The sequence below is a fragment of the Mycobacterium pseudoshottsii JCM 15466 genome (assembly GCF_003584745.1).
GTDB lineage: Bacteria > Actinomycetota > Actinomycetes > Mycobacteriales > Mycobacteriaceae > Mycobacterium > Mycobacterium marinum.
In genome coordinates, this window is record NZ_AP018410.1 from 2,004,451 (window position 1) to 2,019,150 (window position 14,700).

Below are 14,700 nucleotides of genomic sequence, written 5' to 3' on the forward strand. Positions count from 1 at the left end.
GTTAGCGAGGGACATCAGGAAAAGGCCATGACGGATTCCGGTGCAGAGATGGTGGCGTTGCGGGTCTCCGACGCCGACAGGAACGGCACGATGCGCCGTTTACACAACGCGGTGGCGCTCGGGTTGATCGACATCAATGAATTCGAGCAGCGTTCGTCTCGGGTGTCGTTTGCGCGCACCCAGAACGAACTGGACGGGCTGGTCTGTGACCTGCCCGGGCCGGGTGCCATCGTCACATCCGCGGCTGACCGGGTCGAATTGCGTGGCTGGGCCGGGTCGCTGAAGCGCCATGGCGAATGGATGGTCCCGACTCGCCTGGCGTTGGTTCGCCGGCTGGGCTCGATCGAACTCGACCTGACCAAGGCGCGTTTCGCGGGACCCGTGGTGGTGATCGAACTCGACATGAGGTTCGGCTCACTCGAGCTCAGACTGCCCGAGGGGGCCAGCGCCTCCATCGACGACGTCGAGGTTTACGTGGGCAGTGCCAGCGACCGTCGCAAGGATGCCCCTGGTGAAGGCACACCGCATGTCGTGGTGACGGGCCAGGTGGTGTGCGGCTCCGTGGTGATCCGGGGTCCGCGCCGGGCCTTGCTGCGCCGCCATCAGGTGTAACCAGCGGTTCGTCCAGGCAGCGACCATCGGGGCGGGATGTGACGGCGGGCCGGGCGCTCCCGGTGAGGTGCGAGTCACCGGCCAGGCGCGACTAAGCTAGCGGGATGCCTGCTCGCACCGCGCTTTCCCCCGGAGTCCTCTCGCCGATGCGCTCGGTGCCCAAGTGGATCGCGCGCCCGGAGTATGTCGGCAAGCCGACGGCCCGCGAAGGGACCGAGCCATGGGTGCAGACGCCTGAGGTCATCGAGAAGATGCGCGTGGCCGGGCGGATCGCGGCCGGCGCACTGGTCGAGGCGGGCAAAGCGGTCGCACCCGGGGTCACGACCGACGAGCTGGACCGGATCGCCCACGAGTACATGGTCGACAACGGCGCCTACCCGTCGACGCTGGAGTACAAGGGCTTCCCCAAGTCGTGCTGTACCTCGCTCAACGAGGTGATCTGCCACGGAATCCCCGACTCGACGGTGATCGCCGACGGTGACATCGTCAACATCGATGTCACGGCTTACTTCGACGGGGTGCATGGCGATACCAACGCGACCTTCCTGGCCGGCGACGTCTCCGAGGAGCACCGGCTGCTGGTGGAGCGCACCCGGGAAGCGACGATGCGGGCGATCAACGCCGTCAAACCCGGACGGGCGTTGTCGGTCATCGGGCGAGTGATCGAGGCGTATGCAAATCGCTTTGGCTACAACGTGGTTCGCGACTTCACCGGCCACGGCATCGGTACCACCTTCCACAACGGGCTGGTTGTATTGCATTACGACCAGCCTGCGGTGGAGACGATCATGCAGACCGGGATGACATTCACCATCGAGCCGATGATCAACCTGGGCACGTTGGACTACGAGATCTGGGATGACGACTGGACGGTGGTCACCAAGGACCGCAAGTGGACCGCGCAGTTCGAACACGCGCTGCTGGTCACCGATACCGGTGCCGAGATTCTCACGTTGCCATGAGCTCTCCACACGCGAGCAGACGCAAACTCGCGTAGCCGTCCGCGTGCCGGTGCGATTTTGCGTTTGCTCGCCATGCTCGGTGGCGTCGGCGGTTGACCCGTTACCGGGTGGTTAGCCGCAGGAAGCTCGAGGTGTCGCGGGACTGCGACTGGATGAACTCGTGGCACGCTCTGGTCGATTGGCGGTAACTTGCGTAGGTGCCCTCGATGATGACCACGCTCGACGGATTCCCGGTCCAAGTGGCAGTGGCCGGTCCCGCAAATGGCGTCGTCGTCGTCATTCTTGGTGCCGATCAACGCGCCGTCACCGCGTATGACGCGGTGTGCGAGCGGCTGCATACCGCCTCACTTCGAACGGTGGTGGTGGGCGCCGACCCGCGGCTGACGTCAAAATCCGTGGTTGGCATCCTCGATGCCCTGGGTATCAAGTGGGCGGTGGTGGTCGGCGATCGGGAGGGCGCCGAACTCGCCTGGGAACTGGCGGCGACGAGGTTGGGCAGGTTCGCCGGCTTGGTCGCAATTGACCGTGGCCATCCGGCGATCGCCGATTCCGAGGGCGTCGTTCGCGATGACTCGTGTCCGCCCGTCGAGATCGCCACCACCGTGCTGGTGACTTCGGCGGCCGTGCGGGAAGCGGCCCGTAACAGCCAGCAGTTGGTCTACGCCGAGTATCGGGTGGTTGAGCTGCTGGGCCGACGCAACGCGCAGGAGTCGACGGCCCAGCTGGCCACCGAGATCGTGCTGCGCACCAGCGGTTGGTAGGTGCCGCCAACCTGGCCTTCCGCGAGCGGGCCGGGGATGTCTAGTCTTGTGCCACAACCGTTTCCGTTGAAATATTCGGCATGACACCACGCTGGGCGATGCGGATGCTCCAGCATGATGGGGAGAGGACGGGTGGTCTTGAACGCCGCTGGACCGGGACCGATCGTGGGGATGACCACATATCTGGACCAGGCCAAGACTGGTGTCTGGGATGTCAGCGCAAGTTTTCTGCCCGCCAGCTATTTCGACGGTGTCACCATGGCTGGTGGCATCGCCGTGCTGCTGCCTCCGCAGCGGGCCGATGCCGATGCTGCCAACAGAGTGCTCGACAGCCTCGATGCCCTGGTCATCACCGGAGGTAAGGATGTCGACCCCGCTGCCTACGGCCAACAGGCGCATCCGGCCACCGACGAGCCGGCACCGATCCGGGACAGCTGGGAGTTCGCGCTACTGCGTGGTGCGCTGCAACGGGGGCTACCGGTGCTCGGTATCTGCCGCGGCGCTCAAGTTCTCAACGTCGCATTCGGTGGGACGCTGCACCAGCACCTGCCCGATGTGCTCGGGCACAACGGACACCGGGCAGGCAACGCGGTGTTTTCCTCGCTGCCGGTGCGTACCGTGCCCGGGACCCGGTTGGCGACCTTGATCGGGGAGTCCGCGCAGGTGCGTTGCTACCACCACCAGGCCGTCGCCGAGGTGGGCGAAGGCTTGGTGGTCAGCGCCTTTGATGTCGACGGCGTGGTCGAGGCGCTGGAGCTGCCGGGGGAGAACTTCGTGTTGGCCGTGCAGTGGCATCCCGAGGAGTCATTGGAGGATCTGCGTCTGTTCTCGGCGGTGGTTGATGCCGCCCGGTCGCGCAGGAGCGGGTGAGCGGATCGGCCCTCCCGATTGGACGCCGCACTCGCCTCCGCCGACCTGGCTGCGCCCTAGTGTGGGCGCTACCCCGGCGGCTCACTGCCGACGGCGTCACCGATTGGTTCGCAGATCCATCCGGTGCGTTGTAGCACCGAGACGACGGGGCTGGCGGCAATCGCTGTTATCCACGCCTGCGGCACCGACAACGCTCCGATCGACGTTGCGTGATCAACGTCGACCAAAAGCTGGCTACCGCCACTGTCTGCGACGGTGGTTCGTGCTAGGCCCGAGGCGGTAGCCGTTTCCAGGACATGTAGCGTGCGGGCCGCGAGATTTGACCGTAGGACAACCGAACTCAGTCTTGACAGCGACAAAGCCGCCGGGGAGATCGCGGCACCCAATGACGCATAGGGCGCAGACAGGGCCTTGAGCGCTCGCGGAATTGATGAAACCACCTGAGTGCCGGTAGTCATGATCGCGAGGCTATCCATGGCGGCTGTCCCGCAGGCAACGGGCGAACCACGGTGGGCCAGCTTCGTGAACCCGATGGCGACGAGTTGGGAGGTCAACGGCGTCGACCTCGGTGAGATAGCCAGGGCGCCGGCGAAGTCGTGCACGGCGTCGGCGCAGTGCACCCACACCCGGTCGTACTCGGCTTCGAGCTCGGCGATCACCGGGCTGGCCTGGCCCAGAAAGTTGTTCGCCGACAACCACTTTCTCATCATGCGGTTGGGCGCGATCAGCTGTGCCGATGTCATCTTTGCTGCTGCCTGTTCGTAGGCTTGCGCGGCAGTTTCGGCCTGAACCGCGGTCTGACTGGCATGGCGGGCCAGGGCGGTGAGCAATGCCCAGTGCGGCGCAATGACCCGCATCACCGGCACCGCCGCCGGCCCGCGCCACCCGCTGGTGAGCCCGGCGGCGATCGAACTACATTCCGCCCCAATCTGGCGCATCCCGGCGGTCAACCCGCGCAACGCCACCGCGGTGGCCTGCAGGGAGCCCGGACGGGCTCGGCCGGAGTTGACCTCCGGTGGCAACTTTCCGAAGTCCATGGCTATCTCTTCGGCCTCTTCCGCGCGACAAATGTTCGGGGGATGGCAGGAGTGGGCCGCAAAGACATGATCAATTCCTAAAGTGCTGGGGGACGGGTTGATTCCGCTGTTGTCCCGTTATCGATGTGCTCGGGATCGTTGGCATTCGATGGCATCCCGCGAAGGGGTTACCGCATCGAAGAACGAAGAACGGCGTCATGCAACCAGCGCAGACGCGTTGAAAGCGCGTGGTTGGCAATCACCTGTAACCGGTTGTGCTGCAGCACAACCGTCGGGAACGATCAGCGCCGAGCGACGCAGAACTCGGTCAAGATATCTCGGTCAGCGGCAGTCGCCGCCGGTGGACCGGGCGGGTGCACGTGGATCAGCTGGGATTGCTAGCCCCGGGTTACCCAACCACTCGTCGGCGACCAGGCCGAAAGTGGCCCAAGGTGGGCCCGGCTTGGCGGCCGATCCCGCGTCATCCAAGCGTTTCTGAAGGGTTTCTGATGCGCGGGAGGAGCGTCTTGATCGCTATGGTTCACGGGTTGTGGGCCGTGAGCGAGCTGCAGGTGGCCGATATCGGGGATCGCCTGCGACCATGCTGCGGGTTGCAGTAGTGCCGCGGCGGAAAGCCCGGACCGCAGTGCCCAGCCCGCGATGACGGCGGCAAAAAGACCTACCGCGACGACAACAACGACGACGGCGCGTTGCCATCGTCGGGGAGAAGCCGCGCATGGGAAGGTCACAGTGGCGCAAACATACAGCGCCAGCATTGTTGGGGGCTGGAAGAAACCTTTGAGATTGGTTAGAGGAATGGCATTTTCAGCTGGGTAACTGAGCACGGGCACGTGATCGGGGCCCGATGCGGCGTGGGCCCCAACAGCATCCCGTCATCGTTTGGGTCATCCGGCGGCCGGGGAACGGGGTACCACCGTTGAGCGCAGCTCGAACCGGGAGGCGGCAGGGCCGTTGGCGCTGCGCCCGGCCATGCCGGTCAACGGCATGAACGGCATACCTGCGGTGCCGCTGTCTAGGGTGCCGACCGAGGACAAACTGCTCGGCAGGTTCGCGGCGACGGCACTTGTGGCTGGCGCCGTGATCCAAGAATGCGGAACCGACAACGCCCCTACCGTCATGCCGCGGCCCATTGGGGCGCTCAGTGCCGCACCGCTACCCGTGATTCCCAGCGAAACCGATCCCAGCGATTGCGCCCCGGATTCGACCGCCTTGACCGCACCTGTGGCCGCGGCAGTGAGCGAACCGGTTGCGGCTTTGGTAAATCCGATCCCCTTATCGAGAAAGTTCAGCGCGTACATGGCGAAGTTCAGCGGCACGGCCAGTGAGCTCAGCTTCGAAAGCGACGTTGACAACGACGTGAAGGCGCTATTCAGGGATGTCATGATGGGTGCGGTGGCGAGCCCAGCCAGGGTCCCGGGCAGCGTTGTGATCACCTGAGATGCCGCCAGTACGGCCTCGAGGCTTGGCGCAGCCGCCGATGCGCCGGTCGATTGCGTGGCGGCAACACCTTGTCTGGCCAACCCGACCGGGTCGGTGATCGGCGGCGGTGAAGTAAATGGCGTCAGCCGTGTGGCGCTCGCGCAAGCACCCGCGTAGCCATACATCGCTGCCGCATCCTGAGCCCACATCTGTTCGTAGTTGGCCTCGGTTGTCGCGATCGCCGGGCTGTTCTGACCTAGTAGGTTGGTCGCGATCAACGCTGCCAGATGGGCACGGTTGGCGGCGATCACCGGTGGCGGCACTGTCGCCGCGAACGCGCCGGCGTGGGCACTGACGGCCGCTCTTGCCTGGGCTGAGGCTAGCTCTGCCTGGGCCGCGGTGGTGCTGAGCCACGCCGCGTAGGGCGCGGCGGCTTGGGCCATCGCGGTAGCGGCCGGGCCCTGCCACTTGCCGGCCAGTCCCGCGGTGATGGAGCTATAGCAACTGGCCGCCGAATAGAGCTCGGTGGCCAACGCGTCCCAGGCTGTTGCCGCGGTCTGCATGGATGTCGATCCTGGCCCGGCATACATGCGAGCGGAGTTGATTTCGGGTGGTAAAGCTGCATAGTCCATTGCTATTTCCTCGGGTCTTGCGCCGGCTGGCTGGCTTGGTGCGTTGGCGTGTCTGTCGCCGCGGGCATGACGAATTAGTTTGTGGCGCGACAGAACATGCACTTCTTCTGGACATGTTTGGGTGAGCCGTTTAGGGCATGGCAAGTCGCACGGGTCAGCGAGATTGCTGACCGGGTGTAGGTTTCGCCGGCTCCGTGTCAGCCTTGGAATGGCCGCACAACGAGCCTGGTGCTAGCCGATCAGCAGCGAGCGACGCAGAGCTGGTTGAGATATGCCCGCCCGGCGGCAGCTGCCAGCGGGGCGCGCGCACGCAGTGCCCTGAGCGGGTGGCCCGCCGTGGTCAGTGAGGCAGGTGTGGATAGCCACCACTGCGGCGGTGCCGAGCGCGACCACGTCGGCGGCCGATCCCGTTTCAACCCAGCGCTTTTGCAGGGGCTGTGACCTGTGGATGACGAGCGTTGGTGCCCGGTGCTGCGCACGGACGGTTTGTCGATGTCGGCTCGGCTGAGGCCGGCGGCGGATGCTGTTGCGGCCGGATGCGACGGAGTGGCGGCCGCCACCCCAGAGCGCAATGCCCAGCATCCGATGACGGCGGCGAATAGGCAAAGCCCGGCCACCACAGCGATGGCTGACTGCCATCGCGTCGGCTTGTTGGGGCCCCGCAGAAACACAGTGATTCAACGGTACCAGCGACCGCGCTCAGCTGAGGTGGTAAGGCATGAAACGGCTTTCGCGCCGGTGCCGAGCATGGCCGTGAACCGGATTGGCAGGGAGTCCGGTCAACCCGCCGCTGGCGGGTGCATGACCACTGTCGGCTTGAACCCGTAGCGGGGGACCTCGCTGAAACCGCGTCCGCCAAAGCCGCTCAATGGCAGCCCGCCGAGCATGCTCGCCGGGCCGTGTGCGGTCAGGGGTGCGCCGGCGGCAACGGATGGCAAGGTCGCCACTGCGGCGCCGACCGGCGAGGTTGCCGCCCAGGTCGGGGGCACCGACAATGACCCGATCGAGGCCGCATTTCCCACCCCCGCCGACACGGCGGTGCCCAACCCGCCGAATCCGCCGAGACCGGGTGCGGCCCCGCCGAGGCCGCTGCTGGCGGCGATGGCGGCGTCCTCGGCAGCGTCCATGGCCGAGAAACTGGATAGCCCGAAGAAGTCACACATGGTGCCAAAGAAGTTGCCGGGCGTGTAGAAGCCGGAGCCGATCGCGTTCGTGGTTATTGCGTTGACGGCTGTGCCCAGCGGCGATCCGTCGGTCCCGTTGAAGAATGCGAGCAGCCCGCTCGGGGTCGTCAGGTCGATGCCCTGTAAACCGAGCCAACTTTGAATGCGGTCCAGTTGTGGGGCACCCAGCCCCAGCGCGCCCGCGACATCGGTGATGGTCACGCCGGACGCTGACGGCGAGGCCAGCCCCTGCAGGGCGGTCGGCACCGTTGACATTACCTGCGACAGCGATGCCTGGCTTTGGGCGCTACTTGTGGTCGCGGCCTGGGCGATCAGGCCGGCCTCGGGGCTGGTGGTCGGTGGTGGGTCGGCGAACGGGGTCAACTGCGTTGCCGTCGCGCAGCACGCGGCATAGCCGTACATGGCGGCCGCATCTTGGGCCCACATCTCGCCGTAGGCGGCCTCGGCGGCGGCGATGGCCGGCGTGTTTTGGCCGAGTAGGTTGGTGGCGACCAATGAGGCCGACAGCGCGCGGTTGGCCGCGATCATCGGCGGTGGCACGGTCATGGCGAATGCGGTTTCGTAGGCCGCGGCGGCGGCCTTGGCCTGCAGTGAAGCCTGCAGGGCCTGTGTCGCGGTGCCCGCCATCCAGGCGATGTAGGGGGCGGCGGCGGAGGCCATCGAGGTCGATGCGGGCCCCCGCCACGGCCCGCTCGTCATGGCGGCCAATGCTGAACTGTAATCGGCTGTGGCCGAGGATAACTCGGTAGAAAGGCCATCCCAGGCCAGTGCGGCGGCCAGCATCGGGCCCGAGCCGGGGCCGGTGTACATGCGTGCCGAGTTGACTTCGGGCGGAAGCGCTGCGTAGTCCATGGTTGTACCCACGGCTCAACCGGCGATGATTACGTTGGTGGCTTCGTTGGTGGGATGGCAGTCCGCACCGACCGACCGCCTCGGACCAAGGTATTTGGCGTTATCCGCTGCCGCGGAGCATATTTGGGGTATCGTTCGGGCAGATGACATGGGCTTCTCTTTCGGAATCGAGCCCGGCCCCGGTAAAGGTGTCCGTGTTTGGGCGCGCAGCGGCGCACGATTGAAAAACAGCATACGAGCATGAAATATGGCTCAGTGAAACCATTTTCGATGTCGAGCGCGATACCGGGACCGGATGGGTAGATTACGGCCGTCGACTTCAGTGAATTGCTCCGCCCGTGGTTGGGGGAGAAGCTGGTCCGATCGTTGTGTCGATTGTGCGTTGATCCATGGCTGGGATGCCGGAAATGCCTCCCCACCAACGTCTATCAGATCGGATCGTCATCGAATCCGGTACCGGCGCGGTGGTGCCCGCGGCTTGAGGCCGACCCAAGCCGATGTGACGACGCGTATCAGCCGACGCGTTCGGCAGGCATCGAGCACTGCTCTTCTAGCCGTGCGCTACTGCAGGTCAGGAAACAAGGTGCCGATTTGTCCGGTGCAATAGTCTTTCGAATCAAGCGCGACGATGGCTGCCGGCAGCACAGAGCACAGGCCATGTGCGTCCCCTTAGGGTTGGCGGAGACTCCCTGTATCTAGAAGGTAACTACTGCAACCACATTGATGCAATCGATTTGCAGAAATAGTTGCGAATCATTTGCTACACGACCCAGATGCGCACCATCTGCGGTTCGGGGGAGAGCGGGTGTGGGCTCAGGGCAACCCGTTGAGCCCGTCTTCGCCTAGCAGGGTGCCGCCGGTACCGCCGGCTCCGCCCTTGCCGTCGGTGCCCGCAGTTGCACCGGCAGCGCCGTTGCCGCCGTTGCTGATCGGCATCGCACCGCCACCGTCCCCGCCGTCCCCGCCGTCCCCGAATCCGCCCAAGTCGCACTCTCCGCCGGCGCCGCCGGAGCCTCCGGTGCCCAAGAGCGGTCCGCCGCTACCGCCGGATCCGCCGGAGCCGCCATCGACGAACACTCCGAATCCACCGGCTCCGCCGTCACCACCACTGCCGAATAGACCTGCGTTGCCGCCGTTGCCTCCGGACCCGCCGCCGGATCCGAACCCGCCGAACCCGCCGAATCCGCCGCTGCCGAACAGCAACGCGGCGTTGCCGCCGGCGCCGCCGGTACCAGCAAAGCCGCGGGAGGCTCCGCCGCCCCCGCCGTGCCCGCCGTTGCCGAACAGCAGTCCGGCGTTGCCGCCGGCTCCACCGTTGCTCGAAGGAGCATCGTCGCTGTAGCCGCCGGTGCCGCCAGCGCCGCCGGCGCCGCCGAGCAACCCGCCATTGCCTCCAGCGCCACCGTCGCCGCCGTCGGTATCCCCGGGCCCGCCGTGACCTCCGGCGCCGCCTCCGGCGCCGACCAGGCCGCTGAGCAGCCCGCCCGCGCCGCCGGCCCCGCCGCCCCCACCGGGCCCGGCGAGGCTGCCCCCGCCTACCCCGCCGCCCCGCCCCCGCCGAACAGGCCCCCGGCTCCACCTGCCCCGCCTACCCCTCCGGCTCCGGTACCGGTCGCTGGTGAGAACCCGCCGGCGCCACCGGCCCCGCCAGTACCCGCCAGAAATCCGCCGGCCCCGCCCTCACCGCCGGCGCCGCCCAGGCCTCCCGTCGAGGTGCCACCGGCACCGCCGCTGCCGCCGGTGCCCCACAGCCCGGCGGCTCCGCCCGCACCTCCGTCTTCGGCCGTGAACAGTGGAGCGGATCCGCCGGCGCCGCCGTCGCCGAGCAGCCAGCCGCCGGCGGCTCCATCGGCACCGCTACCCGCCGCAGCGGGGGTGCCGTTGCCGACTAGCGGCCGTCCGGTCAGTGTCTGGATCGGCCCGTTGATCGCGGTCAGCGCCTGTTGCTGCAGGGCGTGTATCGGCGAAGCGCTGGCCGGCGCGTTGAAGCCGTCCAGACCCAAGAGCAGCCCGCTGGTCCCGCCCACGCCGGTGCCGCCGACGGTCACACCAGCGCCGCCGATACCGGCGTTGCCGCCGTTGCCGATCAGTACGCCGGCGCCGCCGGCCCCGCCGTTGCCACCGGCACCTCCGTTGCCGAACAGCACCCCACCGGTACCGCCGCCGCCGACACCCCCGGAGCTGAAATAGCCCGCCCCGCCGGCGCCGCCGATTCCGCCGTTGCCAAACCAGCCGGCGTCGCCGCCGGCGCCGCCGGCCCCGCCGTCCACGGAGCTGAAGCCGCCGACTGCACCGGCCCCGCCATCACCGAACAACCCCGCATGACCGCCGGCGCCACCAACCCCCCGGTGCCGCTAAAGGTGGCTCCGCCGGCACCGCCGGACCCGCCCGGCCCGAACAACAAGCCGGCTGCGCCGCCGGCCCCGCCGTCCCCGCCAAGGGTGCCGCCGAATGCGCCCGACCCGCCGCTTCCGCCCGGGCCGGCCAGCGCCCCGCCGTCCCCGCCGTCCCCGCCTGCTCCGCCATTGACCGAGCCGAATCCGCCGTTACCGCCGTTGCCGCCGCCGGAGCCGAATAGCCCCGCAAGCAGCCCACCGGCTCCACCGGCTCCACCATCCCCACCGGTATCCATCCCTGAGGCGCCGCCGGCCCCGCCGAGCCCGCCGGCGCCAAACAACCCGCCGGTGCCGCCGGTGCCACCGACACCGCCCGATCCGGTTAAGAAATTGCTGTACCCGCCGGCCCCGCCGGTCCCGGCGTTGCCCAACAACAAGCCCCCGGCCCCGCCGGCGCCGCCGTTGCCGGTCGATGAGCTGCCGCCGGTACCGCCGGCACCCCCGGACCCGAACAGTCCGGCCGCGCCGCCGGCCCCGCCGTTCTGCCCGGATCCCGCCGCGCCAGAGCCGCCGGCGCCGCCATTGCCGAGCAGCCAGCCGCCCCATCGGCACCGGTGCCCGGGGTCCCGTTGGCTCCGTTGCCGATCAGTGGGCGTCCGGTCAAGGCCAAAGCGGGGGCGTTGATTGCGGCCAGGAGGGGGTCGGCGATTGACGCCGCGCTGGCGGCCTCGGCGCTGGAATAGGCGCCGGCCCCGGAGGTCAGGGCCTGCACAAACCGGTTCCCAAACTCCGCCGCTTGGGCACTGGCCGCTTGATAGGCCTGGGCGTGACCGGCAAACAGCGCCGCAATTGCGGTTGATATCTCGTCTTCGGCGGCGGCCAGGATCTCGGTTGTAGGGATAGCCGCAGCGGCATTGGCGGCGCTCAGTGTCGAGCCGATGCCAGTCAATTCTGTTGCTGCCGAGCCAATAAAATCGGGTACCGCAATTACGAACGACATTGTTATCCCTCAAAATAGAATCGAATTCGGTTTGCGCCCAATCGATGTCGACGCGCCTGGCGATATTTACCGTATCGCAAATTGGCTTTTGGGATTCCTATTTCCATAACGGGATGCCTAGAATTGGCGGTAATAGGGGCAGGTGATGGGCGGCGCGGCGATCTCGGTTGGTCGCCGGTTTGCTGTGAAAAGTTCTGGGGTGAAATGGCTTTAGGGCGTCGTGGCCGAACCTGCCAGTGCCGCAGTGCGGTTGTGAGGACTGGGCTGATAAACGGATTGTCTTGCTTGCCGGTTGTTTCCGATGTGTTACGTGCGGCCGCAGCGCAGGGTGCCCTGGCTAGGGCAACCCGTTGAGCCCGTCTTGACCCAGTAGCTCGCCGGAGCCGCCGTGGCCTCCGCTGCCGGTGGGTGTTCCGCCGTTGCCGCCGTTGCCGCCGGTCCCGATGAACGCCGCGTTGCCGCCGACCCCGCCGGCGCCGTCGCCTTCCCCGCCCTCGCCGCCGGCTCCGCCGTTGCCGAGCAGCCCTCCGCCGACGCCGCCGGCCCTCCGGCACCCGCGTCACCGACTCCGCCGAGTCCGCCGCCGCCACCGGCCCCGCCAAAGCCAACCAGTCTCGCGCTTCCGCCCGCGCCGCCGGCCCCTCCGGTCCCGCTGCCGAACCCGCCGAAGCCCCCGGCCCCGCCCGCCGAGAACAGCAGTCCGGCGTCACCGCCGTTGCCGCCGGCCCCGCCTACGCCGCCGACACCAACGGGTGCGAATCCGCCGTCCCCACCGCCGCCCCGCTGCCGAACAGCAGCCCGGCGTTGCCGCCGGATCCGCCGCCACCGGCGAAACCCCCGTGGCTGAAGCCGCCGGCTCCGCCATTGCCGCCCGGGCCACCAAGCAGTCCGGCATCGCCGCCGGCCCCGCCAAGACCTGCAATGCCGGTAGCGCCGCCACCGGTCCCGCCATTGCCGCCGCCGGCCCCGAATAGCCCGCCAAGTAGCCCGCCGGAGCCGCCGGCTCCACCCGAGCCGCCATCGCCATTGAGCACGCTCGCCCCGCCGGTGCCACCGACACCGCCGGCGCCCAGCAGTCCGCCGGCCCCGCCGCCGCCCCCGGCCCCACCGTTACCGTCGCCACCGGCCATGTTGGGTCCGCCGGATCCGCCGGCCCCGCCGGTGCCCGACAGCCAGCCGCCGGCCCCGCCGGATCCGCCGGCGCCGCCGTTGGTAGTCGATGTCAACGAGCTGCCTCCGGCCCCGCCGGTTCCGCCGGCGCCCCATAGCCCGGCCAAACCTCCGGCCCCGCCGTTGTGGCCGACGCCTGGTGCTCCGGACCCGCCGGCTCCGCCGTCACCGAGTAGCCACCCGCCAGGCGTGCCGATCGCCCCGGTGCCAGCAGCGCCGGGGGTGCCATTGCCGATCAGCGGGCGCCCGGTCAGTGCCTGGGTGGGCGCGTTGATGGCGGTGAGGACCTGCTGTTGCAGGTTGTGTAGGGGCGAGGTGCTTGCCGCTGCGTTGAATCCGTCCAGCCCGATGAGTAGCCCGCCGGTGCCGCCGACGCCGGTGCCGCCGTTGGTGGTGCTGGCACCGCCCACCCCGGCGTTGCCGCCGTTGCCGAACAGCACACCGGCGCCGCCGTTTCCGCCGGTCCCGCCGCTGACTCCAGCACCGCCGCCGGCACCGCCAGCGCCACCATTGCCAATCAGCTGGCCGGCTCTCCCGCCGGTCCCGCCGGCGCCGCCAAGGACGTTTTCGCCGTAGCCGCCGGCTCCGCCTATCCCGCCGTTGCCGACCAAGGCGGCGTTGCCGCCGTTGCCGCCGTCGCCACCACCTGTCGTGCCGTACCCGCCGTTCCCGCCGATCCCACCGGTGCCCCACAGCCCGCCGTTGCCGCCGGCCCCGCCGTTGCCGCCGGCGCCGGAGGAGTCGAAGGTGGTGGATCCGCCGGTCCCGCCGCCGCCGCCATCGCCGAACAGCAGTCCCGCGTTGCCGCCTGCCCCTCCGCTACCGCCACTGCGCCCGAGGCTGGCTCCACCGTCGCCGCCGGCACCGCCCGGGCCGGCGAGCAGGCCGCCGTCGCCGCCGGCTCCGCCGGACCCGCCGTCGCCGAACATGCCAGCCCCACCGTCGGTACCGCCCGCACCACCGCCGGCACCGACCATCCCGGCCAGCAGTCCGCCCGCGCCGCCGTGACCGCCGACACCGCCGTCATCGAACTCCGAGCTTCCGCCGGTCCCGCCAATCCCGCCGGCGCCCAACAGCCCACCGGGTCCGCCGGCTCCTCCGGCTCCGCCGTACCCCCGCCGATGCCGGTCGCGGTGCCGCCGGCTCCACCGGCCCCTGCGTTGCCCGCCAGCCAGCCGCCTGCCCCGCCGTCGCCGCCCGCCCCGCCGCGACCATCGACCGTCGAGCCGCCGCCGGCACCCCCGGCCCCTCCGGAACCGAACAGTCCAGCCGCTCCGCCGGTCCCGCCGGGCATCCCCGCCGCGCCCGACCCGCCGGCCCCACCATTACCGAGCAGCCACCCGCCCGGTGCCCCGTCCGCTCCGGTTCCCGGGGCCCCGTTGGCGCCATTGCCGATCAGCGGGCGCCCGGTCAACGCCAACGCGGGTTCGTTAATGGCGGCCAGCAGCGGGTCGGCGATCGATGCTGCACTTGCGGACTCCGCGCCGGCATAGGCGCTCGCGCCCGCGGTCAACGCTTGCACAAAGCGTTGCTGAAATGTGGCCGCCTGCGCGCTGGCTGCTTGATATGCATGGGCGTGTTGGGAAAACAAGGTCGCAACCGCCGCGGATACTTCGTCCCCGGCCGGGGCCAGAATCCCCGTTGTCGAAGCCGACGCAGCGGCGGTAGCCGAGTTCAAAGCTGTGCCGATATTGGCTAAATCCATTGCTGCCGAATCGATCAACTCCGGCAGCGTGATCACGAAGGACATGTGCTACCTCCAATACCGGAATAACCGGCTGGCGTCGGCCCGGGACCGACGCGGTCATGGTTCACCGTAGCGCGATTCGGGACCAGGATCTCGACATCGGGGCGGATACGTTGCG

General features: G+C 68.7%; 7 protein-coding genes and 2 pseudogenes. 4 read left to right on the forward strand and 5 right to left on the reverse strand.

The features are described from left to right. Positions 1-27 precede the first annotated feature (27 nt). From MPSD_RS09065 to MPSD_RS09080, 4 genes are all read left to right on the forward strand, one after another. Complete coding sequence (locus MPSD_RS09065) at positions 28-612, forward strand: DUF1707 SHOCT-like domain-containing protein (protein ID WP_036427447.1); 585 nt, start codon at positions 28-30, stop codon at positions 610-612. Between the two features lie 104 nt (positions 613-716). Beyond that, on the forward strand, positions 717-1,574 hold the full coding sequence (gene map / locus MPSD_RS09070) for a type I methionyl aminopeptidase (RefSeq protein WP_036426768.1): 858 nt from the start codon (positions 717-719) through the stop codon (positions 1,572-1,574). A 206-nt stretch (positions 1,575-1,780) separates the two neighbouring features. After that, positions 1,781-2,335: an alpha/beta hydrolase gene (locus tag MPSD_RS09075; RefSeq protein ID WP_015355220.1), complete on the forward strand. Its 555-nt coding sequence runs from the start codon at positions 1,781-1,783 to the stop codon at positions 2,333-2,335. A 114-nt stretch (positions 2,336-2,449) separates the two neighbouring features. After that, positions 2,450-3,205 (forward strand): gamma-glutamyl-gamma-aminobutyrate hydrolase family protein, encoded by a 756-nt coding sequence (locus MPSD_RS09080; protein WP_015355221.1) that lies wholly within the window; start codon positions 2,450-2,452, stop codon positions 3,203-3,205. A 68-nt stretch (positions 3,206-3,273) separates the two neighbouring features. Here the strand turns inward: MPSD_RS09080 and MPSD_RS09085 are convergent, their stop codons facing one another. The 5 genes and pseudogenes from MPSD_RS09085 to MPSD_RS30195 all read right to left on the reverse strand — a co-directional run bounded on the left by MPSD_RS09085 (position 3,274) and on the right by MPSD_RS30195 (position 14,585). Continuing rightward, positions 3,274-4,242 carry a PPE family protein gene (locus MPSD_RS09085; protein WP_015355222.1) on the reverse strand — a complete coding sequence of 323 codons (969 nt, stop codon included), beginning with the start codon at positions 4,240-4,242 and terminating at the stop codon, positions 3,274-3,276. An 884-nt stretch (positions 4,243-5,126) separates the two neighbouring features. Further along, the gene (locus tag MPSD_RS09095) at positions 5,127-6,293 is read right to left on the reverse strand and encodes a PPE family protein (protein ID WP_020788091.1); all 1,167 of its coding nucleotides are present in this window, start codon (positions 6,291-6,293) and stop codon (positions 5,127-5,129) included. Positions 6,294-7,072: 779 nt separating this feature from the next. Next, on the reverse strand, positions 7,073-8,329 hold the full coding sequence (locus tag MPSD_RS09105; RefSeq protein ID WP_015355224.1) for a PPE family protein: 1,257 nt from the start codon (positions 8,327-8,329) through the stop codon (positions 7,073-7,075). 813 nt (positions 8,330-9,142) lie between these two features. Continuing rightward, positions 9,143-11,665, reverse strand: a pseudogene (locus MPSD_RS30720) (PE family protein). 337 nt (positions 11,666-12,002) lie between these two features. Beyond that, positions 12,003-14,585, reverse strand: a pseudogene (locus tag MPSD_RS30195) (PE family protein). Positions 14,586-14,700 lie beyond the last annotated feature (115 nt).

Coding starts and splice junctions, on each gene's coding strand:
- MPSD_RS09080 (WP_015355221.1), top strand. CDS start 2,450: ATGATGGGGAGAGGACGGGTGGTCTTGAACGCCGCTGGACCGGGACCG.
- MPSD_RS09075 (WP_015355220.1), top strand. CDS start 1,781: ATGATGACCACGCTCGACGGATTCCCGGTCCAAGTGGCAGTGGCCGGT.
- map (WP_036426768.1), top strand. CDS start 717: ATGCCTGCTCGCACCGCGCTTTCCCCCGGAGTCCTCTCGCCGATGCGC.
- MPSD_RS09085 (WP_015355222.1), bottom strand. CDS start 4,242: ATGGACTTCGGAAAGTTGCCACCGGAGGTCAACTCCGGCCGAGCCCGT.
- MPSD_RS09095 (WP_020788091.1), bottom strand. CDS start 6,293: ATGGACTATGCAGCTTTACCACCCGAAATCAACTCCGCTCGCATGTAT.
- MPSD_RS09105 (WP_015355224.1), bottom strand. CDS start 8,329: ATGGACTACGCAGCGCTTCCGCCCGAAGTCAACTCGGCACGCATGTAC.
- MPSD_RS09065 (WP_036427447.1), top strand. CDS start 28: ATGACGGATTCCGGTGCAGAGATGGTGGCGTTGCGGGTCTCCGACGCC.